This window comes from Brucella thiophenivorans (assembly GCF_002252445.1).
Classification (GTDB): domain Bacteria; phylum Pseudomonadota; class Alphaproteobacteria; order Rhizobiales; family Rhizobiaceae; genus Brucella; species Brucella thiophenivorans.
Window position 1 is genome coordinate 137,857 of record NZ_NNRJ01000012.1, and the last position, 24,822, is coordinate 162,678.

The window sequence follows — 24,822 nt, forward strand, 5'->3', positions numbered from 1 at the left end:
ATGGTCAGTTCCGAAAACGTTGGGGCTTGAATGGTTCAATATCGATTGGCAGTGCAGAACCTGTGATCAGGTCATGAATAATCCGCGCTGTCGCTGCCGATTGGGTGAGGCCCAGGTGGCCATGGCCGAAGCCATAATAAATATTGCCGCCGGCCGATGCGCGACCGATAACCGGCATGGAATCAGGCAGCGACGGGCGATAGCCCATCCATTGCTTACCACCTTGGGTTTTCAAGCCCGGCAGAAACGTCGATGCTTTTTTCAGCATTGCGCTTGAGCGAGCGTAATTGGGGGCCAACTCCAGACCGCCAAACTCCACGGCCCCGCCAACACGCAGGCCCGTTGCCATCGGCGTTACGACAAAGCCGTGACCGGGAAACGTCAACTGACGCTTCACATCAAAACTTCCCACCGGCAGCGTCGTGTTATAGCCACGCTCGGTATCGAGCGGAACAACATCACCAAAGCCCTTGGCCAGATCTTTCGACCATGCGCCTGACATAAGAACGAGATGTGCTGCTTCTATATGCGCGCGGCCTTCCAGACAAACAGTCGCGCCACCATTTTTAGACTGCGCACTTACAACACTGGCTTTGAGAAAACGCGCGCCCTTGCTTTGCGCGTAGGCCCATATGGCCTGACCAAACAGCTTTGGATCACTGACATTTTTCCAACCCGGAACAAAAGTTCCAGCGACAAACCGTGGATCAAGACCCGGCTGCAATGCTTTCAAACGCTCGCCACGAACATGCTCATAAGCGATACCGGCCTTCGCTTTTGCATCCCACCCGGGCTGAGATGCTTTCAGCTCTGCTTCGCTTTCATAAAGCTCAAGGTTGCCATCTTCCTGCAAACGGTCGCGCAAGCCTGCACGATCAATCAGCGCCAGCATCTCACTTTCGGCAACACGCATCATATTACCCTGTGCAACCGTCGTCTTTTCAAGTGCGCTTGCAGAACTCGCGCGCCAGAAGCGATAAAGCCAGGGGATCATTTTGGGAAAATAAGACGCGCGGATCGTGAATGGCCCCAGTGGGTCCATCAGCCAGCCCGGAACCTTGCGCATGACACCTTTGGAAGCCATCGGAAGAATATCGGAGAAAGCGAGCGCTGCAGCATTACCGGAACTGGTTTCTTCGCAAATGCCGCTTCGGTCTATCACCAGCACATCACGCCCATTTTCGGCCAGCAATGCAGCTGTTGCAACACCAACGATCCCACCGCCGATAATGACGATATCGTGCTGCTCGCTTGGATCAGATTTCATAAATAAACGGCTCCCGACCGATCCACTCTTATTCAACCCAGCTTACAACTCTGACATAATTTTTCGACAGCGACAGCAATTGCATTCATTAGATTTTTTTTGGTCATATTTTTCAGAATGACACCATGCAAAAAGCCCGTTATCGATGATAATCGCTCAGTAGCTGTTTTCTGGTTATTGTGCAGCAATGGTTTTGATATATTACAGATATATCTGTAGGGTTTTATTCTGTCAATTGCTATCAATATAAGGCTCAAAACTGCATGGAACATGCAAACGTCAACGAGAAAACAGCGAAGAGCAGCATAGCCCTCGTCGACAGCTGGGGCAGTGAAAGCCTCGCTGAACAGGCCTACCGCGTTCTGGAACGTTTGATCGTTACCCTTGAGCTGGAACCAGGCTCAGTCGTCAATGAGCGTGGATTGATAGAATTGACCGGCATGGGCCGCACCCCAATACGCGAAGCAATCCAGCGGCTCGCGTGGGAGGGCCTGGTGGAGGTCCGTCCGCGTTCGGGCATTGCGATCGCAGCGATTGACCCCAAAGACTTCAACAAGGTTCTCGATGCCCGCGAAGGTGTGGAGCGTGTGCTGGCACGCGATGCTGCACGCTTTGGCAGCGCACGCGATTACGAGCGCTTGAAAGCTGCGGCGAATGCCATGCGCGAAGCAATACCGTCAGAAAATGTTTCGCTGTTTCTAGATGCCGACAAGGCGTTTGATATCGTGCTCGGCACCGCCGCTGGTAACTCCTATGCGACCCGCCTCGCCGCACCTTTGCAAACGCATAGCCGCAGGTTCTGGTTCAGACTGCGCCCATCAACCGGTATCTCCGGTTCTGCCCACGCGCATGCTACACTGATCGAAGCCATCATATCGCGCGAACCGGAACGCGCCAGCGATACGGCCAGCGAATTGATGGCCTATCTGCGCACGCTTGCGCCGTAAGATTTGTTGTTTTCAGGCAGCACTGAATGCATTCCGCATCTGGGCAATTGTCTGCACGCCCACAGCTGTTGTGGTTTTTGCATCAAATATCAAACCATCATCCGTGCTGATGTCGTTGACAGCTTGAGTATAAAAATGCCGATGGCCATGGCTCATATCCATGGTCTGAACTGACATGATCGAAACTATGGCCACAAGGCCCAAAATGATCTGCGACGAATGACGCATCTCAGAAGCTCCGTCTAGAATTTTAACGAGTAGAAATTAAGCGCTTGCTCATGTCAGAAAGATGGCAAATATCACCGATTTTCATGGTGAGAATTCACAAAACCGCGATCAGCGTCAGCTCTTTCTATTCATCGACTCGGCCATTTTGCGCATCACGTTCAGGGCCGTGTTCAGCTCTTCATCGGTAACGCTTTCCAGCAAATCAGAACGCACATCGGCAGCGAGACTGACAACTTTCTCGGCAAGCTTTTTGCCTTTTGCAGTCATTACAATCCGTTTAGCCCGACGATCTCCCTCAACGGCCTGACGTTCAACAAAGGCCTGTCGCTCAAGCCCATCAATCAGACGAACCATCGTTGCATTCTCAATCTCCAGAACTTCTGCCAGTTCCTTCTGATAAAGACCTTCCTCTTCGATAAGTGTCAGCAGCGTGCGCGCACGTGCCAAAGTAAGGCCGTGTTCCTTCACACGAGCATCAAAAACAGTACGAAGCTTGCGATTGACTTTGGCCATCGCTTCAATCATTTCTGCACTGAGATCAGCTCGGTTCATGGCGATCGCCTTATATTAGCAAACTAACAATCATCTGATAAATAAATTGTAGGCACAATATTTTCAAGCGATCTTAAGCGGTTCACGCAAGCGTGATTGTATAAACAGACCCATTTGCTCAGAAGCCTGAAAATACAAAAAAGCGGGCCGAGGCCCGCTTCTCTGAAACTCTCTTAGAGCGTGTTTCGATCTGATTTCGCTCTACTGGGAAGCCGAAGCCTGCCCTTTTCAAGCCGGAAGGACAGTTCCCTGCAATGTCATCAACTGATGCAGGAAAATTTCCGCCTTGGTGCGATGTTCGTTCGTCGATGCATCTTCAAGGTGCTTGCGCGCAATGTCGATGCGCTTCTGAATGTCGGCAGGATCAACATCGTCAACATGCGTGGCAGATTCGGCCAAGATAGTGCAGCCCTTCGGAGTGATGTCCGCAAAGCCACCAAAGACCACATAGGAATCAGACTTGCCCTCGGCAAGCTTCACCGAAACAACACCCGGCATGATCGTCGTCATCAACGGCGAGTGGCCGGCAAGAGCCGTCAAATAGCCTTCACTGCCCGGAATGACGACTTCCGTCACCTCAGCCGAAAGCAGGAGGCGTTCTGGCGACACGAGTTCGAATTGGAAAGCTTGAGCCATGGTTCTCACTTAAATTTCCAGAGCCTGATCTCAAAAATCAAAAGATCATACTCAAACAAATGAACAGGCATTTGCGGCGGGCATGAAAGCCCGCCGCAAACTTAATTCATTACGCAGCTTCGGCAGCCAGCTTCTTCGCCTTTTCGACCGCTTCTTCAATCGAGCCAACCATGTAGAAGGCTGGTTCTGGAAGATGATCGTATTCACCCGCGCAAAGACCCTTGAAGCCCTTGATGGTGTCAGCGAGGTCGACGAGCTTGCCCGGCGAACCGGTAAACACTTCAGCCACGAAGAACGGCTGCGACAGGAAGCGTTCGATCTTACGAGCGCGCGCAACAGTCAGCTTATCTTCTTCCGACAATTCGTCCATGCCGAGGATGGCGATGATGTCCTGAAGCGACTTGTAGCGCTGTAGGATCGACTGAACCTGACGAGCAACTGCGTAGTGTTCTTCACCAACGATCATTGGATCGAGCATACGCGATGTCGATTCAAGAGGATCCACAGCCGGGTAAATACCCTTTTCAGCGATCGAACGGTTCAGCGTTGTGGTCGCATCCAAGTGAGCGAACGACGTTGCAGGAGCCGGATCGGTCAAATCGTCGGCAGGAACGTAAATTGCCTGAACCGAAGTAATCGAACCTTTGGTCGTCGTGGTGATGCGTTCCTGCATCTGACCCATGTCAGTTGCAAGCGTTGGCTGATAGCCAACAGCCGAAGGAATACGACCGAGAAGAGCCGAAAGCTCGGAGCCTGCCTGCGTGAAGCGGAAGATGTTGTCCACGAAGAACAGAACGTCCTGGCCCTTGTCACGGAAGTTTTCAGCAACCGTCAGACCCGACAGAGCAACACGAGCGCGCGCACCCGGAGGCTCATTCATCTGACCGTAAACGAGTGCGGCCTTGGAGCCTTCACCGCCACCGAGCTTGTTAACGCCCGATTCGATCATTTCGTGGTAAAGATCGTTACCTTCACGTGTACGTTCACCAACGCCTGCGAATACAGAGTAACCGCCGTGCGCCTTAGCAACGTTGTTGATCAGTTCCATGATGAGAACGGTCTTGCCAACGCCCGCACCGCCGAACAGACCAATCTTACCACCCTTTGCATAAGGAGCGAGAAGGTCAACAACCTTAATGCCCGTTACGAGGATTTCAGCTTCGGTCGACTGTTCGATATATTCTGGCGCCTCCTGGTGGATAGAGCGACGCGCAGTGGTCTTGATCGGACCTGCTTCGTCAACTGGCTCACCAATAACGTTCATGATGCGGCCGAGCGTTTCTTCGCCAACCGGAACCATGATTGGGTTGCCGGTGTCGCGCACTTCGTGACCGCGAACCAGACCTTCGGTCGAGTCCATAGCAATCGTGCGAACAGTGTTTTCGCCCAGATGCTGTGCAACTTCGAGAACCAGACGGTTGCCCAGATTGTCGGTTTCGAGAGCGTTGAGGATCAGCGGAAGCTGACCGTCTTCGAACTGTACGTCGACAACAGCGCCGATAACCTGTGTGATCTTGCCGACTGCGCCCGTCGTTGCAGCCTTTGGAGCTGCATCAGACTTAGCGGCAGCAGTCTTCGCTGGAGCCCGCTTGGCTGGAGCTTTTGCCGCTGCTGGCTTCGCTTCGGCCGCGGCGGTAGTTTTCGGGGTCGCTGCTTTTGCCATCGATCCTTTACCTTCCGTTAGCATGATCCCGAAAAGTTGCAGACTTTTCGGGAGAAATCATGCGATGAACCTTAACTCTAAAGCGCTTCCGCGCCCGAAATGATTTCGATCAGTTCCTTGGTGATCTGAGCCTGACGCTGACGGTTATACGTGATCGACAACTTGTTGATCATGTCACCGGCATTACGCGTCGCATTGTCCATTGCGCTCATCTTCGCGCCCATTTCGCCCGCCACATTTTCCAGCAGAGCGCGGAAAATCTGGACCGAAATATTGCGCGGGATCAGGGTGCTCAGGATCTCCGCAGGATCAGGTTCGTACTCATAAATCGCATCGCCTGCAGTTCCTGGCTGCTCAGTAGCGCCAGCCGAAGCCGGAATGAGCTGCTGTGCAGTTGGGATCTGTGCAATCACCGATTTGAACTCGGAATAGAACAGTGTGCAGACGTCAAATGCGCCCTGTTCAAACAGCTCGATGATCTTGTGGCCAATCTGGTCGGCATGCACAAAAGCAAGCTGTTTGACTTCACGCAGATTGACATGATCAACAATCAACGAAGCAAATTCGCGACGCAGAATATCCGCACCTTTTTTGCCGATCGTCAGAATCTTGACTGTCTTGCCTTCAGCGAGGAGCTTGCGGGCATGATCACGCGCATAACGCGCAATCTGCGAGTTGAAACCGCCGCAAAGGCCACGTTCTGCAGTAGCGACGACGAGCAAATGCACGTCGTCCTTACCTGTACCAGCCATCAAAGCCGGTGCATCTTCACCGCTCACGTTCTGCGCGATGTTAGCGAGAACGGCGCCCATGCGCTGCGAATAAGGCCTTGCGGCCTCCGCAGCTTCCTGGGCACGGCGCAGCTTCGCCGCGGCGACCATCTGCATCGCCTTGGTGATTTTCTGCGTCGCCTTGACCGAGGCGATACGGTTTCTCAGATCCTTTAGTGAAGGCATCCGTTCATCCCGTCACAAAGTTCAAGCGAAAGACTTGGCGAACGCGTCGACCGCTGCCTTGAGCTTTGCTTTGATGTTGTCGGTAAGTGCCTTTTCGTCGCGGATCGCGTCGAGAACATCTTTGTGCTCGGTGCGCAGCGAAGAAAGAAGGCCTGCTTCGAACTTGCCAACCTGGTTGACGGCGATCTTATCGAGATAACCATTCACGCCAGCGTAAATCACGGCAACCTGTTCTTCCGTTTTGAGCGGCGAGAACTGTGGCTGTTTGAGAAGTTCGGTCAGGCGGGCACCGCGGTTAAGCAGACGCTGTGTCGAAGCATCAAGATCCGAACCAAACTGAGCAAACGCTGCCATTTCACGATACTGGGCGAGTTCACCCTTAATCGAACCAGCAACTTGCTTCATGGCCTTGATCTGAGCGGACGAACCAACGCGCGAAACCGACAGACCGACGTTAACAGCCGGACGGATACCCTGATAGAACAGGTTGGTTTCGAGGAAGATCTGACCGTCAGTGATCGAGATCACATTGGTCGGAATGAACGCGGAAACGTCGTTACCCTGAGTTTCGATGACTGGCAGAGCCGTCAGCGAACCAGCGCCGTTTTCGTCGTTGAGCTTCGCAGCGCGCTCAAGAAGACGCGAGTGCAGATAGAAAACGTCGCCTGGGTAAGCTTCACGGCCCGGAGGACGACGAAGCAGAAGCGACATCTGACGGTAAGCAACAGCCTGCTTGGAAAGATCGTCATAGCCGATCAGGGCATGCTGACCATTGTCACGGAAATATTCGCCGATAGCGCAGCCTGCGAATGGTGCAAGGTACTGCATCGGAGCCGGATCGGAAGCGGTAGCCGCGATCACGACGGAATATTCGAGAGCGCCGCGTTCTTCGAGAACCTTAACGAACTGAGCAACAGTCGAACGCTTCTGGCCGATAGCGACATAGACGCAATAAAGCTTTTCTTTGTCAGGACCATTGTCGTGGATTGGCTTCTGGTTAAGGAAGGTATCGAGAATAATCGCGGTTTTACCGGTCTGACGGTCACCGATGACCAGCTCGCGCTGACCACGGCCAACAGGGATCAGAGCGTCAACAGCCTTGAGGCCGGTCGACATTGGCTCATGAACCGACTTACGCGGAATGATGCCCGGTGCCTTAACGTCGACGCGGCGACGTTCTGTTGCAACGATTGGGCCTTTGCCGTCGATTGGATTGCCGAGAGCATCGACAACGCGTCCGAGCAGGCCTGGACCAACTGGAACGTCAACGATCGCGCCGGTACGCTTGACGACGTCGCCTTCCTTGATGTCACGGTCGGCGCCGAAAATAACCACACCGACATTGTCGGTTTCGAGGTTAAGCGCCATGCCGCGAATACCACCAGGGAATTCGACCATTTCGCCAGCCTGAACATTGTCCAGACCGTAAACGCGGGCGATACCGTCGCCAACGGACAGAACCTGACCGACTTCGGAGACCTCAGCCTCCTTGCCGAAGTTCTTGATTTGCTCTTTCAGGATAGCGGAAATTTCCGCGGCGCGGATGTCCATCAGCCGACCTCTTTCAGTGCAAGCTTGAGAGAAGAAAGTTTTGTGCGAAGGGACGTGTCGATCTGACGCGAACCCATTTTGACGACAAGTCCGCCGAGGATCGAAGGATCGACGGTGACATTGATCGTCACGTCCTTGCCGGCAACACCCTTCAGCGTTGCCTTCAATTCGTTCTGCTGTGCAGCAGTTAATTCATGCGCAGAAAGTACATCAGCGGAAACTTCACCGCGATGCTCAGCTGCAATCTCACGGAAAGCGGCGATAATGCCCGGCAGCGCAAAAAGGCGACGGTTTTGCGCCACAACACGCAGGAAATTGCCGACCAGACCAGTGATGCCAGCCTTATCAGCAACCGCGCCAATCGCGTGAAGCTGGTCTTCAGCGGAGAAGACCGGGCTGGAAATCAGACGCTTCAGGTCTTCGCTTCCGCTCAGAAGCGCCTCGAAACGACCAAGATCTTTTTCCACAGCAGCAACGGAATTCGCATTGAGCGCAAGCTCAAACAACGATCCGGCGTAGCGCTGTGCGACACCTGAAATGAGCGAAGACGTTTCTGCCACGAACAACCTGCTCTCTACGTTGAAACCATCTTTTTGGGAGTTCAGCAGGGCCAAAAGGCCCAAGCAGATGATTTTATTGAATGTTTCCGGGGAACCCCTGACGCGCAAGCGCGACAACACCGAAATGTGATTGCCGTCTAGCATAGACGAACCGGACTCGCAACACGCGAATCCCGCACTTTTGTGTAAGTTTTGCCGCAATTTTAGGTTAAAAAAGGCCGGACAAAGCTCACTAATACAGCGCCATGCATTTTAGCGCCGCAATCTGACTTCAGACGATAAAGCCAAAAGCATAAAGCAACGGCCCGGCAGCCAGCGCAAATTCGATGACGGCAGCGACGATATTGTAGAAAGTTGCCCCTTTATCAGACATCATCGAAATGAAGCGTCCGAACAGTGCAAATCCCCAAACGGCTCCCAAAACCACCCACAAAAATGGCTGTGCAAAAATCAGACAGCCAAGACCTATCCCCAGATAAGGACCAGCAAGCACGGCACGAATAGAGCTATACGCCTCCGGGCGCGCATTGATCGGTTGCAACCGCAAAAGCCGCATGGTGATGCCGGGTGCAAACAACATAATGACACCGGCCAAGGCTGTAATCACAGCGGTACTCCAAGCAAACCATTCGCCGGTGGTGTTGGGAAGATAGAATTCCATTGCGTTTCACCCTCGTATCGATTTCATGCCCTATAGCCGAAAAACAGGCCTGCTGTCATGCTTGCTCTTTGTGACGCTTAGGTAGCGCAGATTTTGATTCTGCTGCCTAAAGGAAGCTCTGCGGATCAATGTCTATATTCACGCGGATCGAACCGCGTTCCTTTGGTGCGGCGCCCAGTAATGCTCGGATAAAACCTTGAATATCGGCCTTTTTTGTTCCGTGAACGAGGATACGAAAACGATGACGCCCGCGCACCACAGCAAGCGGTGCTTCGGCTGGTCCCAGCACTGAAATCTCCGGCGAAGAAGGCGCTGCACGACGCAGCGCACGCGCATGATTTTCCGCATCAGGCCGATTATCAGCCGATATGATCAATGCCGCAAGACGACCGAACGGCGGCAGAACACTGCGTTCCCGCTCCTCGATCTCGCGTGCGTAAAACGCATCCGAATCGCCACTGATAATGGCTTTCATCACCGGATGATCCGGCTGGTAAGTCTGCAAAAGCCCCAGACTTTTGAGGCCTGTTCGCCCTGCGCGACCTGTCACCTGATTGAGCAGCTGGAATGTGCGTTCGGCAGCACGCGGGTCACCATTAGCAAGCCCAAGATCCGCATCCACCACGCCTACAAGCGTCATATTCGGAAAATTATGCCCCTTGGCGACAAGCTGCGTGCCGATAACAATATCGGCTTCGCCTTTGGCAATTGCATCCAATTCAAGCCGCAGGCGCTTCACACCACCCGCCATATCTGACGAAAGCACGATGATTCGCGCTTCCGGAAAAGTCGCTGCCACTTCCTCGGCAATGCGTTCAACACCCGGACCACAAGCGACCAGATGATCAAGCGTGCCACATTCGGGGCAGGCTTCCGGCACGGGTTCGTGATAGCCGCACTGATGGCACATTAACTGCTTACGAAAGCGATGCTCGACCAGCCAGCTTGAACATTGCGGACATTGAAAACGATGCCCACAAACACGGCAAAGTGTGAGCGGCGCATAACCGCGCCGGTTGAGAAACAGCAGCGCCTGTTGGCCACGTTCCACAGTTTTACCCACAGCTTCTGTCAGTGCTGGTGACAAAAAACGTCCCGGCGGCGGCGGCGAACGCCGCATATCGATGGTTTTAAGCGTCGGCAAAGCTGCTTCTGCATAACGACCATAAAGCTTGATTCGCTTGTAACGCCCCTGCTCCGCATTGACCTGACTTTCAATCGATGGTGTGGCTGATGCCAGCACCACCGGAAAACCGCCAATATGGCCGCGAACGACAGCCATATCGCGGGCATTATAGAAAACGCGATCTTCCTGCTTGTAAGCGGGATCATGTTCTTCATCGACCACGATCAGTCCCAGTTCCATGAATGGCAAAAACAGTGCCGAACGCGCACCGGCAACGACGCGCACGGTGCCTTCCATGGCCTGTCGCCAGACGCGTTCACGGGTGCGGGGTGCCAGATCAGAATGCCATTCGGCAGGCTTTGCACCAAAACGATCATGAAAACGGTCGAGAAACTGTTGTGTCAGCGCAATTTCCGGCAGCAGAATCAGCACCTGCTTGCCCTGATCGAGCGCTTTTGCCACCGCTTCAAAATAAACTTCCGTCTTGCCCGAGCCGGTGACACCATCAAGAAGTGAGACTGAAAAAGTATTCGCCTCAACCGATTCGGCCAGCATTTCGGCAGCTGCCTGCTGATCCTCTGACAGCGTCGCCCGCGCATAACTCGTGTCAGGCGTGGCCACCACTGCAGGCGGAGGAAGCATGACTTCTTCAAACACACCTTGCGTTTTAAGCCCATCCACAACTGTCTGCGAGACACCGGCAGCGTGTGCTAGCCCCGAACGGGTCCAAGCAAGTCCATCGCGTGCCAGTTCCATCACGCGAGCGCGTGCATCGGTCATGCGTTCCGGCTCGCTACCCTTGTAACGAAGCCCCGGAATTTTCGGTTCAGGGTCAAAGGCAGCGGGTGCACGCAACACCATGCGTGCGACCATTCCGGGCGGCGACAGCGTGTAATCGGCAGCCCAGCGCATAAAGCGCAGCATTTGTGCGTCCACAGGCGGACAATCGAAAACTTCCGTAATGGAACGCAGCTTTTTTGCATCCACCGCATCCGAGCCACCCTCGCAGACGATTCCCGCAACCTCCCGCGGGCCTAATGGCACACGAACGATTGAACCGGGCTGGACCTTCATGCCTTCAGGCACCATATAAGAATAAGGCCGTTCCGCAGGCATAGGGACAAGCACCGGCACCACGCGCAAAGCGGGTTCCGCGAAAAGGCTCAAAATATCGTGCGAATCTTTCGACATGATGGCGTGACCTTGACGTGGGTTTGCGCTAAAGAAAAGCCACCTTCCGGGACTTAAATGGTTTTAATTCCCTAAAACACCCGCGCTCATTATGGAGGAACGCTGTTATGAAGTTTTTCGTCGACACTGCAGACGTCAAGGAAATCCGCGAACTCAACGATCTTGGGCTTGTCGATGGCGTGACCACCAATCCATCGCTGATCCTCAAATCGGGCCGTGATATTCTCGAAGTCACTAAAGAAATCTGTTCCTTCGTCAAGGGTCCTGTTTCGGCTGAAGTTGCTGGAACAGAATACGAGCAGATCATGAAAGAAGCGGCTGTTATCGCCAAGATCGCAGACAATATCTGCATCAAGCTTCCATTGACGCTCGATGGCCTCAAGGCTTGTAAGGCACTAACATCCGATGGTCACAAGACCAACGTGACGCTCTGCTTCTCGGCCAATCAGGCTCTTCTCGCTGCTAAGGCTGGCGCAACATTCGTTTCGCCGTTCATCGGTCGTATTGACGACATGGGCGTCAACGGCATGGAACTGATTGCTGAAATCCGCACCATTTTCGACAATTATGATTTCCGCACTGAAATCCTTGCAGCTTCGGTTCGCACGGTAAACCACGTCAAGGAAGCAGCCCTTATCGGCGCCGACGTTGTTACTGCACCTCCGGCAACGCTCAAGGCACTCGTCAAGCATCCGCTCACCGACAAGGGCCTTGAAACATTCCTCGCCGATTGGGCGAAGACTGGCCAGAAGATTGCTTAATCAACCTTTTGATTGAGACAAAACGGCGGATCAATGATCCGCCGTTTTTATTTATTCAAGCTCAGTTTCACCGTCATGCTTAGCAACATGGATTGGTCTGCTGCCGCAATGCGCTGTGATGGCTTCAGCAAGCCGGGCCGAATGCGTCACCACCCATATCTGACTGCGCTCAGAGGCTTGCGCAATCATCTTTGCAAGTGACGGAATCATATCAGGATGCAGACTTGCCTCCGGCTCGTTCAGAGCAATCAGCGGCGGTAATCGATAGGATAAAAGCGCCCCAGCCAGAGCCAGCAATCTGATCTGTCCATCGGACAATTCACCGGGCCTGAACACACGCGGCGGAAAAGCCGGGAAATTCAGCCCGAATGTCGCTGTTTCTTCCGGGAACGGAATCACCAGCTTTGCGCCTTCGAGCGCATCTGCAATCAGCTGATCAAGATCGACCGTATCCTGCCGTATATGTGCAAGCGTCGCAAAGACGGAAGCCAGATTACTACCGTCCTCGTCAAGCATTGCAGCGGTTGCGGCGATTGATGGCTGACGCACAGGTGCATCGCGGTCGCTTCTAAAGCCATGATAAAAACGCCAGCCACGCATCTGGGACGCTAAATCGCCAATCTCCGGATAATGGCCGGACTGCCCCAAAACAGCGAGCCCGCTTTCGGAACTCAGAAGGCGTGTCGGATGTTCGATCCGCCTTCCCTCTGCATCACGTGCAAAGACAGCCGGTCCCTTACGATCCATGAGATCAACGGGACGGCGCCCGGTATCGAGATTGAGCTGCTCTTCCTTGATTTGTGGTTCAAAAGGAAAGGCACCTGATACTGGGGGCGGTAAGCCTGCCTCAACCCGATAAGACAGGCGCGAAGCGAGGCGCTCGTCCTCAAATTCGGCTTCCAGAATGATTCGCGCAGGCTCCTGCTTGCGCCGAATGCCACTCCACATAGCCGATTGCATACCGCCTTCGCGTACGATCTCGGTTGAGAGCGTTCCTTTAGCAGCCGCCTTCACCAGTTGCAGAGCGCGGTAGAGGTTGGATTTTCCGGCGCCGTTTTCACCAACAAACACTGTGACCTGTCCAAGATTAAACCGGACTGATCGCAAAGAACGATAGCCTTTTGCCTGGAACGAAACGAGACGCATGTGTTCCTCTGTTAGATAAACAAAAGGCGACACAAAATGCGCCGCCTTTCAAAATTCAGCAAACTAACAAGCTCAGAGCTTCGACATCTGCATGGCGATCGCCAGATAAATTTGCTCTGCCAGTTCTTCTGCCGCACGCTTGGTTGCATCGCGTTCGGCACGCAGATTGGCAAATTCCTGACGAGGACGATCAAACGATGCACCAACCGTGCGGGTGCCTGATTTGAGCGCTTTGCCATCCTTGTCGAACAACACGAAATTCGACGTCGCATTGACCGTACCAGCCGAAGGACGGCCTGTGCGGTCCGTCTGATCGCCAATATCGACGCTGACAAAGGATGTAACCGATTTGCTCAGGCCAAGACGCAGCTTGTAGACCGGATTGGACGGCTGACCAGCACCACCTGAAAGCAGGAAGATGAGCTGATTGCGAACCTGAACACCGTAGACACTGCTTTCAGGATCAACCGAAATCGAAGCGAGCTTCGAACGCATATCCGGCGTTACACTGCCGCCGATGGTGCGGCCTGAACTGCTAGCGCCCGAATAGAGCGGCTGCACGGTGCAGCCTGCGAGAAGCACAGCAGCACCGAGCGCCAAAAGCACAACGCGAAGATTCTTGAATGCGGAAATGAAGCGATCAGGCAACAACATTGACGATCCTTTGCGGCACCACGATAATCTTTTTCGGCGTGCTTCCTTCGAGCGCGGCCTTGACGAAGTCAAGTTCGAGCACCGCCTGCTGGATTGTAGCTTGATCAGCGTCGCGTGCGATTGTCAAATCCCCACGCTTCTTACCGTTGATCTGAACCGGGAGAACAATCTCGTTTTCCACGATCATCGCTGCATCAAATTTTGGCCATGGCGCGGTTGCGGCAATAGTTTCCGCGCCTGCAATCTTACCACCCAGTTCGCTTACGCATTGTTCAGCCAGATGCGGCATCATCGGTGCCAACATCAAAACCAGCATTTCGGTGGCTTCGCGCACAGCGCCCTTCAACTGATCTTCCGCCTTACCGGATGCAATGAGCTGCAAGGGTGCTGCGAGCGTATTAACCAGCTCATAAAGACGGGCAACGGCACGGTTGAAGGCGAGCTTTTCGATGTCATCGCCGACAGCCTGCACGGTTTTATGGGCGGCTTTCGAAACGATGAGCGCATCGCCTTCGGCACCAGACTTCGAAACAACATCTCTCAAGACAGGTGCCGCTTCCGAAACCAGACGCCAGACGCGCTGCACAAACCGATGTGCACCTTCCGCACCAGCTTCCGTCCAGATCACATCGCGTTCTGGCGGTGAATCAGACAACATGAACCAGCGTGCAGTATCGGCACCGTAAGACGAGATAATGTCGTCAGGATCAACGACGTTCTTCTTCGACTTCGACATTTTTTCAATCGAGCCGATTTCAACCGGAGCACCACTATCCAGCATAGTCGCTGTGCGCTTACCGTCTGATTCTTCAATACGAATATCGGCAGGTGCTACCCACTGGCCATCAGCCTTATAAGTTTCGTGCACCACCATGCCCTGCGTGAACAGACCTTTGAAAGGCTCGTCAATGCCGACATGACCAGCCACTTTCATGGCGCGGGTAAAGAAGCGCGAGTAAAGCAGATGCAGGATCGCATGCTCAACGCCGCCAATATACTGATCAACAGGCAACCAATGATCGGCAATCGCACGATCGGTCGGCTCGTTTTCCCAAGGGGCTGTAAAGCGCGCATAATACCACGACGAATCGACGAACGTATCCATCGTGTCGGTTTCACGGCGTGCTTCGCCACCGCATTTCGGACATTTGACATGACGCCAGGTCGCATGACGGTCGAGCGGATTGCCCGGACGGTCAAACTCGACATCATCAGGCAGCTTAACCGGCAAATCAGCACGCGGCACCGGATTAACGCCACAGGTCTCGCAATGAACCATCGGGATCGGGCAGCCCCAATAGCGCTGACGCGAAATACCCCAGTCGCGAAGGCGGAACTGCACTTTACGCGCGGCCTGTGCACGACCATCAAGCTCGGTCTTTTCCAGACGACCGGCAACTTCGTTAAAGGCTGCTTCCGGCGTCATCCCGTCGAGGAAGCGTGAGTTTACCATCACGCCCTCTTCGGTGAAGGCCGTCTTACCGATAACAAAATTAGCCGCATCTTCACCCTTTGGCAGGACGACAGGCGTAACCTTGAGGCCGTATTTATTGGCAAAATCCAGATCGCGCTGATCATGGCCGGGGCAACCAAAAATTGCACCCGTGCCATATTCCATCAGCACGAAGTTTGCGACATAGACCGGCAGTTCCCAGTTATCATCGAACGGATGCCTGACCTTGACGCCGGTGTCGAACCCCTTCTTTTCAGCGGTTTCAAGCGCTGCAACAGAAGTTCCCGTGCGGCGGCATTCATCTGCAAACTCAGCCAGATCGGCATTGGTTTCAGCAAGCTTCTTCGCCAGCGGATGATCGGCAGCAATCGCCACAAAGGACGCACCAAACAGCGTGTCCGGACGGGTCGTATAAACTTCAACTTCTGAGAAGCCAGCAGGAGCGGTCGATGCATTAAGTGCAAAACGAACTTGCAAGCCTTCCGACTTACCGATCCAGTTCTTCTGCATGACGCGAACTTTTTCCGGCCACTGGTCAAGCGTATCGAGACCTGCCAGCAACTCTTCGCTGAAATCGGTGATCTTGAAGAACCACTGCGTCAGTTCGCGCTGTTCGACCAGCGCACCCGAACGCCAGCCGCGCCCATCCACCACCTGCTCATTGGCAAGCACGGTGTTGTCGACCGGGTCCCAGTTGACCTTAGACGTCTTGCGCGTCACCAGACCTTTTTCAAACAGGTCGATGAACAGCATCTGCTGACGATGATAATATTCCACATCGCAGGTCGCAAATTCACGCGTCCAGTCAAGCGACAGCCCCATGGATTTGAGCTGACGCTTCATGGTTGCAATGTTCTGATAGGTCCATTCTTTCGGATGGACCTTGTTCTGCATGGCAGCGTTTTCCGCAGGCATGCCAAACGCATCCCATCCCATTGGATGCAGCACGTTGAAACCCTTGGCGCGCTTATAGCGAGCGACCACGTCACCCATCGCATAATTGCGCACATGGCCCATGTGAATGCGCCCCGACGGATAGGGGAACATTTCGAGCACGTAATATTTCTCGCGGGGATCACTATTGTCGGTTTCAAAAGTCTGGTTTTCTTCCCAGATTTTCTGCCAATGTGCTTCCGCCACACGCGGATTATAACGTTCGGATGCCATGAGCGTATTTACTCGTACGAAGGTGATGCAATAAGGAGAGTCGATATTTAATGGCGACCTTCACCACGTATTGGCGAAAGCGTCAACCTTTTGCGGATGAAAAGCCTGAAAGCGAGAGTTTCATGTCAGATATTGGTGCGAACCTGAACAAGGTCAAGGCTGTGATTGCCAATGCCGAAGAAGAGGCAAACCGCGACAAGGGTTCTGTCACGCTCGTTGCCGTGTCCAAAACATTCGAAGCAGACGAAATCCGCCCTGCCCTTGATGCCGGTCAGCGTGTGTTTGGCGAAAACCGCGTGCAGGAAGCGCAAGGCAAATGGCCACAACTTCGTGAAGCCTATTCCGGGATTGAACTCCATCTCATCGGGCCGCTGCAATCCAATAAGGCAGCCGATGCTGTAGCTTTGTTCGATGTGATCGAAACCGTCGACCGCGAAAAAATTGCAGCAGCGCTTGCGGTCGAGATCAAAAAGCAGGTCAAAAATCCAAAGCTTTATGTTCAGGTCAATACCGGACTTGAAGAGCAAAAGGCTGGCATAGCGCCAAAAGAGGCGGTCGCCTTTGTCGAGCGCTGCCGCAATGAACATGGCCTCACAATCGAAGGCTTAATGTGCATTCCGCCAGCCGATGAAAATCCGGGGCCGCATTTCGCCTTGCTGGAAAAGCTTGCACGCCAAGCAGGCGTTGAAAAGCTCTCCATGGGAATGTCCGGCGATTACGAGACCGCTGTTGGCTTTGGCGCAACTTCAGTGCGTGTGGGTTCAGCAATTTTCGGCGGACGCAGCTATGCGCCACCCGCCTAATCGCATTTTCAATGCAAAAGCATCTCCCCCTGAATATTCTTCCAGTCTGACGGCCCCAGCAACCGGTGATGGGCATAGAGGACTGAATGCAGTGGGCCTTCAATTTTCTCTTTCCAGAACTCAATGAAATGATTGAGCACCGGAAAATCCGGGGCCAGATCATAATCCTGCCAGACATAAAGCTGGAGGAAATGTGGGTGATCGGGCAGATGATAGAAAATCTTTGCCGTGGTCAAACCGTAACCGGTTAGCTGCAAATCAAAGGCAGACTTTGAAATAAAAGCGGATGTCGTCATGGCGATTTCCCCTTTTTATATGGAGCGCATATTGGCTCCCACAGGAATTATAATCGCCTGAAATTATTTTTAAATAGTAAAAACAATATGTTAGCAGTATGATGCAATGAGTGCTGCTACACTTTTCATATTTTTATGCTGCGTCATTGTGGACCATAGTCGATCCCAATGTCTAATTTACCTTGGGCGCGACGGAATGTAGATGAGTCTGGCGATAGTTTCGCGCGGATGCGAGCTATTGATTTCGGCGGGAGGATCGCCGGATAAATATGGAGGAAGAATATGTCGGAAAAGCTTTACCCTGTTCTGCCGGGAGCAAAGAGAAATACGCTCATCGACAACGAGAAATATCTCGAATGGTACAATGAGAGCGTGACTGACCCGGATGGATTCTGGGCCAAGCATGGCCGACGTATTGACTGGTTCAAGCCCTTCACAAAAGTTAAAAACACGGATTTTAACGGCGACGTATCGATCAAGTGGTATGAGGACGGCGTCACCAACGTGTCCTACAACTGTATCGACCGCCATCTGAAAAGCCGTGGCGACAAGGTTGCGATCATCTGGGAAGGCGACAATCCCTATATCGACAAGAAGATCACCTATCGCGAACTGCATGAAAATGTCTGCCGCCTCTCCAATGTGCTCAAAAAGCACGGCGTCAAAAAAGGCGACCGCGTCACCATCTATCTGCCTATGATCCCGGAAGCGACCTATGCCATGCTCGCCTGCGCGCGCATCGGCGCTGTGCATTCGGTGGTCTTTGCTGGTTTCTCACCGGAAGCTTTGGCCGGTCGTATTGTTGATTGCGAATCAACCTTCGTCATCACAGCGGATGAGGGTGTGCGCGGCGGCAAGCCCGTCTCTCTCAAGGAAAATACTGATACCGCTATCGACATTGCTGCCAAGCAATATGTTATGGTCAACAAGGTTTTGGTCGTGCGCCGCACGGGCGGTAAGGTCAGCTGGGGTCCGGGCCGCGATATTTGGTATCATCAGGAAGTCGCAGGCGTCGAGCCAACCTGTGAACCCGAACCCATGAATGCGGAAGATCCGCTGTTCATCCTTTACACATCCGGTTCAACCGGCAAGCCGAAGGGTGTGCTGCACACCACGGGAGGCTATCTTGTCTATGCCTCAATGACCCATCAATATGTCTTCGATTATCACGACGGCGATGTTTACTGGTGTACGGCGGATGTGGGCTGGGTTACCGGCCACTCCTATATTGTCTATGGTCCGCTTGCGAATGGCGCGACCACACTGATGTTTGAAGGTGTTCCGAACTTCCCTGATCAGGGACGTTTCTGGGAAGTCATCGACAAACATCACGTCAATATTTTCTACACCGCACCAACGGCTATCCGTGCACTGATGGGCGCAGGCGACGAGTTCGTCACCCGTTCATCGCGTTCGTCCCTGCGCCTGCTCGGTTCGGTCGGTGAGCCGATCAACCCGGAAGCATGGGAATGGTATTACAATGTTGTCGGCGACCAGCAGTCTCCAATCGTTGATACATGGTGGCAGACGGAAACCGGTGGCATTCTGATCACACCGCTCCCCGGCGCAACTGACCTTAAGCCCGGCTCCGCCACGCGCCCATTCTTTGGCATCAAGCCCGAGCTTGTGGATAATGAAGGTGCCGTTGTGGAGGGGGCTGTCGATGGCAATCTCTGTATCATCGATAGCTGGCCCGGCCAGATGCGTACGCTTTATGGCGATCATAAGCGTTTCATAGAAGCTTACTTTTCCACCTATAAGGGCAAGTATTTCACCGGTGACGGCTGCCGCCGCGATGCCGACGGCTATTACTGGATCACCGGTCGCGTCGATGACGTGCTGAACATTTCCGGCCACCGTCTCGGTACTGCCGAAATCGAATCGGCACTTGTTTCGCATCACTCGGTTTCAGAAGCAGCCGTTGTCGGCTATCCGCACCCGATCAAGGGACAGGGCATTTACTGCTATGTCACGCTGATGACCGGCGCAGATGCACAGGATGCCGACGAGCTGCGCAAGGAACTCACACTCCATGTCCGCAAGGAAATCGGTCCGATTGCAACCCCGGACAAGATTCAGTTCTCGCCCGGCCTGCCAAAAACCCGTTCCGGCAAGATCATGCGCCGTATTCTCCGCAAGATCGCAGAGGACGAGTTCAGCGCACTGGGTGACACATCAACTCTTGCCGATCCGGGTGTCGTGGACGATTTGATCGAAAACCGTCAGAACAAGAAATAATAAAAAGCCCCGGGAAATCGGGGCTTTTTATTAAAGTACGCTGCCTAAAAAGGCGCCTAAGTTTGGTGAGATTTTCGTTCCTGCATGTCGAAAATCGTAGTCTTCGATCACCGGAAGCGGAGAAGAACACGATTTGCAGGCCGCAGGAATGGAAATATCCCAAACTTAAAAATCAATAGTCCTACCCTTGATTTCCCAGTCGCCAAAACGCGCCGGGTCTTTGCCGCCACGACCACCGATTTCACGTGGGGGCTTTGCAGCCTTTTCAACGGCGCGGCGTTCTTCGGCTTCCTTCAGCGCGCGCTGGGCTGCTGGCGGCAAATCGTCAAATTTTCGCGGTGCAACATTATCGTTGATGTCGGTTTCGTTGAATTTATCGGTCATGCGCGGCAAATCCATTATTGAAGCTCAAGCTGTTCATACCCATCATATAGTTAAACTTGGCGGGTAAGCAAAACCCTGTTTGAGATCAACTTTCGCTGGAGCGGAGACTTTTACGAATGAATATGACCAAAACTGCCATGCTGATTGCTCTCATGACAGTCATGTTCATGAGCATCGGCTATTTGCTGGGTGGCGGCGGCGGTATGATGATCGCGCTTGTTATTGCTGTCGCCATGAACCTGTTTGGCTACTGGAATTCCGACAAGATGGTGCTGCGCATGTATAATGCGCAGCAAGTCGATGAGCGCTCAGCGCCCGACTATTACCGGATGGTCAGCGGACTTGCCGCCAATGCAGGCCTTCCGATGCCAAAGGTCTATATCATCCATGAAGACCAGCCCAATGCCTTTGCAACAGGCCGAAACCCGGAAAATGCTGCAGTTGCCGCCACAACCGGCCTTCTCAATCGCCTGACGCCAGAAGAAGTTGCAGGCGTGATGGCGCATGAGCTGGCGCATGTTCAAAACCGCGATACGCTGACCATGACGATCACGGCAACGCTTGCCGGTGCTATCTCCATGCTCGGCAATTTTGCCTTCTTCATGGGCGGCAACCGCGAAAATGGCAATGGCATCATGGGCGTGATCGGCACGATCCTTGCGATGATTGTAGCACCCTTTGCCGCGATGATTGTGCAGATGGCTGTCAGCCGAACGCGTGAATATGCAGCCGACCGGAGGGGTGCAGAAATCTGTGGCAACCCGCTCTGGCTGTCCTCGGCACTTGGCAAAATCGCGCGTGGCGCTAAATCCGTGGTCAATGAAGAAGCTGAGCATAACCCTGCAACCGCGCATATGTTTATCATCAATCCGTTGAGCGGACGCGGCGCAGACAATCTGTTCTCAACCCACCCTGATACCGACAATCGCATTCAGGCGCTGGAACAAATGGCCGCTCAAATGGGTATTCGTCCGAGTGCAATGGCGCAGCGCAACGCTGCACCTTCACAAAAAAGTGGCCCTTGGGGACAAACTAGTGGTAATGCAGACGATAACAACAAAAGCGGTTCCGGGTCCAATTCTGGCTTCCGGGGCCCTTGGTCCTAAAAGCGCGTCCCAAAAATGCGATGCGCGTCAGATAAAGTAGAACAGCGTGAACGATAGAAATCCTGCGCCAGAGCGTGGAAACCACAAGCCGCAATCCCACAACTATGCCGCCGATCATGCCGACCAGCGGCCCGGCCTGGCAGCACGTTTGTGCGCGGCGCGTCTGCTTGGTGCGGTGATCGAAAAGAACACATCGCTCGACGGCTTGACCGATAACAGCCATGGACACCCGCAATATCTCGCACTTGAACCACGCGACCGCGCACTGGTTCGTGCTATTTTGGGTTCGGCGCTGCGCAATCGCGGCAGTATTGATCGTGCCATCAACAAACGCCTTGACCGGCCATTGCCGGAAAACGCCCACGCGCTCAAGCATTTGTTGCATATTGCGGTCGCTCAAATTTTCTACCTCAACCTGCCCGATCATTCCGCAGTTGATCTGGCTGTTGAAGCCGCCAATTCCGATCCGCGCAATCGTAAATTTGCAGGCCTGGTAAACGCTCTTCTGCGCCGTCTGTCACGCAACAAAGAGCGTGCGCTCGAACACACATTACAGCCTGAAAAAAATGTACCGGAATGGTTTTCAAGAAGCCTTACCGATTCCTATGGCCCGAAAAAAACCGAAGCTATTTTGACTATGCATGGTTACGAGCCACCAATCGATTTCACCGTGAAAGGTGATCCGAAGGAATGGGCAGAGAAGCTCGGCGGCGTAGCCTTGCCAAACGGTTCTGTGCGTCTTGGGACAGTCGAGGGCAACCTCACCGACCTGCCCGGTTTTGCCGAGGGTGACTGGTGGGTGCAGGATGCCGCCGCAAGCTTGCCAGCGCGCCTGATGGGCGACATTAAAGGCAAGCGTGTGGCCGATCTTTGTGCAGCTCCCGGTGGAAAGACTGCACAGCTTGTGATTCAGGGTGCCGATGTGACAGCCCTTGATATGTCCGAGAACCGCCTAAAGCGGCTTGAGGGTAATCTGGAACGTCTGGGCCTTAAAGCCCGCACGGTTCCAAGCAATATGATGGACTTTAAGCCAGATACATTGTTTGATGCCGTGTTGCTTGATGCGCCCTGCTCATCCACTGGAACTGTCCGCCGTCATCCGGATGTGCCATGGACCAAGACTCCGCAGGATATCAAGAAGCTTGCGACCCTTCAGGCCAAAATGCTTGATCAGGCCATCACGCTTGTGAAACCCGGCGGAACGGTGCTGTTCTCGAATTGCTCGCTGCATCCGCAGGAAGGCGAGGATGTGGCCCGCAATGCACTCAAAAATCCGGCCATTGAAGCCTACCCGATCACGCTTGAAGACTGCCCCGGCCTTGAAGGTTTGATCACCAAAGAAGGCTTCCTGCGGTCGACCCCTGCCGATCTGCCCGCTGAAAATTTCGATGGCAATCCGCATATGGCAGGCATGGATGGTTTCTTCGCCGCCCGTTTCAAGCGTAAGTCCTGATAAAGCCAGTTAAATAACCATAACGGGTGTATTGTGCCCGTTATGGTTAACACTCGATTCACCATTATCGACGATTGTATGAGTGCATGATTCCCATACGTGGAAACGAGCGTTCGAGTGAATCATGCCATGAAAGGACGGACCTACCTTATCAGGTCCAACAAGAATGAATTTGAATATGGAGAATGAAAGGGTGGCAGTCGCGTTGAGCGAAACCCCGCATCTTTGGGGACTGGCTGTTGCACAGGCTTGGCGCAGGTTCAGCCGCCGTCTGCGCATGGGGCCGCTTTTTCGCTGGCGTTTCACTGGCTTCACACCCGAACGCATTCTCATTGCTCCGCCAGATCTCCGTGTTGCAGATCCCCAGCTAGCGCAGGAATTCTATCACGGTCGTTTCGCACTGGCCGGTCGCCTTGTCGAGACCGGCGGCATGTCGCCTTTCGCTGTCGAACCACCAACACCCGAATGGGAAGCGGCCCTCCAAGGTTTTGGTTGGCTGCGCCATCTCAAAGGTGCCAACAGCGAACTTGCCACCGCCAATGCGCGTGCTCTTGTCGATGACTGGATGCGCCTCTATGGCAAGCGCATCGGTGGCCTTGCCTGGTCACCGGAAGTCACAGCACAACGCATCATCGCGTGGTTGCAGCATTCCAATCTGATCCTGTCCGGCGCTGAACTCCCCGCTTATCGCAAATTCATGCGCTCACTTGCCATGCAAGTGCGTTACTTGCGCACTGTCGCTTCAGCCATGGATGATGGTGAAGAAAGGCTTCGTGCGCGCATTGCGCTCGCTTTCGCAGCCCTTGCATTGCCGGTTTCACCCCCAACAGCACGCGCTGCCCGGCGCAATCTGGAATATGAACTAAAGCGCCAGATCCTGCCCGATGGCGGGCATATATCGCGCAATCCGGTAACGATCCTTGAATTACTGGCTGATCTTCTGCCACTGCGTCAAACCTATGCCAATGGCACCGAATCGCCACCAAAGGCGCTGATCGAAGCGGTCGAGCGTATGTTGCCGGCACTGCGTTTTTTCCGGCATCAGGATGGCAGTTTAGCACTTTTCAATGGCGTTGGACCGACATTGTCCGAACGCATCATTTCGGTGTTGCGCCATGACGAAACTGCAGGCTCGCCGCTGACCCATGCGCCCTATTCCGGCTATGAACGCCTGTCGATGGGTGCGACCACGATCATCGCCGATACCGGCCTTCCCCCGCCCGTAACCGCTTCGCGTGATGCCCACGCAGGTTGCCTTGCCTTTGAAATGTCTTCGGGGCGCCAGCGTTATATCGTCAATTCCGGTGTCGACCGTTATGGCCCGCCGGAATTTCGTCCATTGGGGCGTTCGACTGCAGCACACTCGACCGTCACCATCAACGACACTTCGTCCTGTCGTTTCAGCTTGAATTCTGGTCTTTCCAGCATGATTGGTACACCGATTATTGCTGGTCCAACCCGCGTACAGCGCGACCGCGTTGAAGATCAGGGGCGACAGGGCTTCGTCGCAAATCATGATGGCTATGTGCGCCTGTTCGGTATTTTTCACGAACGCCGTGTGGTGCTGTCACATCAGGGCAGCGTCATACAGGGTGCTGACCGCTTTTATCGCGGCGATGCCAAGGCCTTAAAAGCCAATGGCCGTGATAATATTGCTGTGCGTTTTCATATCCATCCATCCGTCGAGATCTCGCTTGATGAAAATGGCCTCATTAATTTGAGCGCCCCGCATGATGACACATGGGCTTTCTCATGCTTCGAAGTGGCCCCGCAGATTGAAGACAGCATCTTCTTTGCCGGCTTCCGTGGCCCTGTCACGTCAAAGCAAATCGTGCTGTCTTTCCCGGCATCCGAATTGCCGGAGGTGAACTGGCAATTCAGCCGTGTAGCAATCGGCAGCTACGCCTAATTCACAAAGCCTCGGTCTTTCGGCGTTTTAAGGTATGATTCGTGTCTCGCCTGTGCTAGCTGGCAAACCGTCCCACCCTTCCTGAACGCAAAACGCTTCAGCAACGAAGAGACC

Annotated in this window: 22 protein-coding genes; 7 read left to right on the plus strand and 15 right to left on the minus strand. The window is 53.8% G+C overall.

Annotated features, from left to right (window positions below; all coding sequences use genetic code 11):
* Positions 1-4: 4 nt before the first annotated feature.
* Complete coding sequence (locus tag CEV31_RS03695; RefSeq protein ID WP_094505532.1) at positions 5-1,267, minus strand: NAD(P)/FAD-dependent oxidoreductase; 1,263 nt, start codon at positions 1,265-1,267, stop codon at positions 5-7.
* Positions 1,268-1,530: 263 nt separating this feature from the next.
* Here CEV31_RS03695 and CEV31_RS03705 point away from each other — a divergent pair, with 263 nt between their 5' ends.
* Positions 1,531-2,214: a GntR family transcriptional regulator gene (locus CEV31_RS03705; RefSeq protein ID WP_094505534.1), complete on the plus strand. Its 684-nt coding sequence runs from the start codon at positions 1,531-1,533 to the stop codon at positions 2,212-2,214.
* A gap of 12 nt (positions 2,215-2,226) precedes the next feature.
* On the opposite strand, the gene CEV31_RS03710 is transcribed toward CEV31_RS03705, so the two are convergent.
* From CEV31_RS03710 to CEV31_RS03750, 9 genes are all read right to left on the minus strand, one after another.
* Entirely contained in the window at positions 2,227-2,442 is a 216-nt protein-coding gene (locus CEV31_RS03710) for a hypothetical protein (RefSeq protein ID WP_094505535.1), read from the minus strand.
* Positions 2,443-2,556: 114 nt separating this feature from the next.
* Positions 2,557-2,994 carry a MarR family winged helix-turn-helix transcriptional regulator gene (locus CEV31_RS03715; protein WP_094505536.1) on the minus strand — a complete coding sequence of 146 codons (438 nt, stop codon included), beginning with the start codon at positions 2,992-2,994 and terminating at the stop codon, positions 2,557-2,559.
* A gap of 228 nt (positions 2,995-3,222) precedes the next feature.
* Positions 3,223-3,630 carry a F0F1 ATP synthase subunit epsilon gene (locus CEV31_RS03720; RefSeq protein WP_094505537.1) on the minus strand — a complete coding sequence of 136 codons (408 nt, stop codon included), beginning with the start codon at positions 3,628-3,630 and terminating at the stop codon, positions 3,223-3,225.
* A 109-nt stretch (positions 3,631-3,739) separates the two neighbouring features.
* A complete protein-coding gene (gene atpD / locus CEV31_RS03725; protein WP_094505618.1) occupies positions 3,740-5,293 on the minus strand; it encodes a F0F1 ATP synthase subunit beta in 1,554 nt (517 codons plus the stop codon).
* Positions 5,294-5,370: 77 nt separating this feature from the next.
* Positions 5,371-6,249: a F0F1 ATP synthase subunit gamma gene (locus tag CEV31_RS03730; protein ID WP_094505538.1), complete on the minus strand. Its 879-nt coding sequence runs from the start codon at positions 6,247-6,249 to the stop codon at positions 5,371-5,373.
* A 21-nt stretch (positions 6,250-6,270) separates the two neighbouring features.
* Positions 6,271-7,800 carry a F0F1 ATP synthase subunit alpha gene (gene atpA / locus CEV31_RS03735; protein WP_024895799.1) on the minus strand — a complete coding sequence of 510 codons (1,530 nt, stop codon included), beginning with the start codon at positions 7,798-7,800 and terminating at the stop codon, positions 6,271-6,273.
* A complete protein-coding gene (locus CEV31_RS03740; protein ID WP_094505619.1) occupies positions 7,800-8,360 on the minus strand; it encodes a F0F1 ATP synthase subunit delta in 561 nt (186 codons plus the stop codon). The genes atpA and CEV31_RS03740 overlap by 1 nt, the downstream gene beginning before the upstream one ends.
* 271 nt (positions 8,361-8,631) lie before the next feature.
* Complete coding sequence (locus tag CEV31_RS03745) at positions 8,632-9,021, minus strand: AGROH133_08824 family phage infection protein (RefSeq protein WP_094505539.1); 390 nt, start codon at positions 9,019-9,021, stop codon at positions 8,632-8,634.
* Between the two features lie 106 nt (positions 9,022-9,127).
* Positions 9,128-11,338: a primosomal protein N' gene (locus tag CEV31_RS03750; RefSeq protein WP_094505540.1), complete on the minus strand. Its 2,211-nt coding sequence runs from the start codon at positions 11,336-11,338 to the stop codon at positions 9,128-9,130.
* Between the two features lie 107 nt (positions 11,339-11,445).
* On the opposite strand from CEV31_RS03750, the gene fsa reads away from it, so the two are divergent.
* Complete coding sequence (gene fsa, locus CEV31_RS03755; protein WP_007876832.1) at positions 11,446-12,099, plus strand: fructose-6-phosphate aldolase; 654 nt, start codon at positions 11,446-11,448, stop codon at positions 12,097-12,099.
* Positions 12,100-12,150: 51 nt separating this feature from the next.
* Here the strand turns inward: fsa and CEV31_RS03760 are convergent, their stop codons facing one another.
* The 3 genes from CEV31_RS03760 to leuS all read right to left on the minus strand — a co-directional run bounded on the left by CEV31_RS03760 (position 12,151) and on the right by leuS (position 16,519).
* Positions 12,151-13,245 carry an AAA family ATPase gene (locus CEV31_RS03760; RefSeq protein WP_094505541.1) on the minus strand — a complete coding sequence of 365 codons (1,095 nt, stop codon included), beginning with the start codon at positions 13,243-13,245 and terminating at the stop codon, positions 12,151-12,153.
* Between the two features lie 72 nt (positions 13,246-13,317).
* Complete coding sequence (gene lptE, locus CEV31_RS03765; RefSeq protein ID WP_094505542.1) at positions 13,318-13,899, minus strand: LPS assembly lipoprotein LptE; 582 nt, start codon at positions 13,897-13,899, stop codon at positions 13,318-13,320.
* Positions 13,886-16,519 (minus strand): leucine--tRNA ligase, encoded by a 2,634-nt coding sequence (gene leuS, locus CEV31_RS03770; RefSeq protein WP_094505543.1) that lies wholly within the window; start codon positions 16,517-16,519, stop codon positions 13,886-13,888. The genes lptE and leuS overlap by 14 nt, the downstream gene beginning before the upstream one ends.
* A 122-nt stretch (positions 16,520-16,641) precedes the next feature.
* Between leuS and CEV31_RS03775 the strand changes: the two genes are divergently transcribed.
* Positions 16,642-17,322: a YggS family pyridoxal phosphate-dependent enzyme gene (locus tag CEV31_RS03775; RefSeq protein ID WP_094505620.1), complete on the plus strand. Its 681-nt coding sequence runs from the start codon at positions 16,642-16,644 to the stop codon at positions 17,320-17,322.
* An 8-nt stretch (positions 17,323-17,330) separates the two neighbouring features.
* On the opposite strand, the gene CEV31_RS03780 is transcribed toward CEV31_RS03775, so the two are convergent.
* Positions 17,331-17,618 (minus strand): usg protein, encoded by a 288-nt coding sequence (locus CEV31_RS03780; protein ID WP_094505544.1) that lies wholly within the window; start codon positions 17,616-17,618, stop codon positions 17,331-17,333.
* Positions 17,619-17,900: 282 nt separating this feature from the next.
* Between CEV31_RS03780 and acs the strand changes: the two genes are divergently transcribed.
* A complete protein-coding gene (gene acs, locus CEV31_RS03785; protein WP_094505545.1) occupies positions 17,901-19,856 on the plus strand; it encodes an acetate--CoA ligase in 1,956 nt (651 codons plus the stop codon).
* A 165-nt stretch (positions 19,857-20,021) separates the two neighbouring features.
* Here acs and CEV31_RS03790 read toward each other — a convergent pair whose 3' ends face one another.
* On the minus strand, positions 20,022-20,255 hold the full coding sequence (locus tag CEV31_RS03790; protein WP_374847047.1) for a DUF1674 domain-containing protein: 234 nt from the start codon (positions 20,253-20,255) through the stop codon (positions 20,022-20,024).
* A gap of 101 nt (positions 20,256-20,356) precedes the next feature.
* Here CEV31_RS03790 and htpX point away from each other — a divergent pair, with 101 nt between their 5' ends.
* From htpX to CEV31_RS03805, 3 genes are all read left to right on the plus strand, one after another.
* Positions 20,357-21,346 carry a zinc metalloprotease HtpX gene (gene htpX, locus CEV31_RS03795; RefSeq protein WP_094505546.1) on the plus strand — a complete coding sequence of 330 codons (990 nt, stop codon included), beginning with the start codon at positions 20,357-20,359 and terminating at the stop codon, positions 21,344-21,346.
* A gap of 46 nt (positions 21,347-21,392) precedes the next feature.
* Positions 21,393-22,799: an RsmB/NOP family class I SAM-dependent RNA methyltransferase gene (locus CEV31_RS03800; protein WP_094505547.1), complete on the plus strand. Its 1,407-nt coding sequence runs from the start codon at positions 21,393-21,395 to the stop codon at positions 22,797-22,799.
* Between the two features lie 193 nt (positions 22,800-22,992).
* Positions 22,993-24,708 carry a heparinase II/III family protein gene (locus tag CEV31_RS03805; RefSeq protein WP_094505622.1) on the plus strand — a complete coding sequence of 572 codons (1,716 nt, stop codon included), beginning with the start codon at positions 22,993-22,995 and terminating at the stop codon, positions 24,706-24,708.
* Positions 24,709-24,822: the final 114 nt, after the last annotated feature.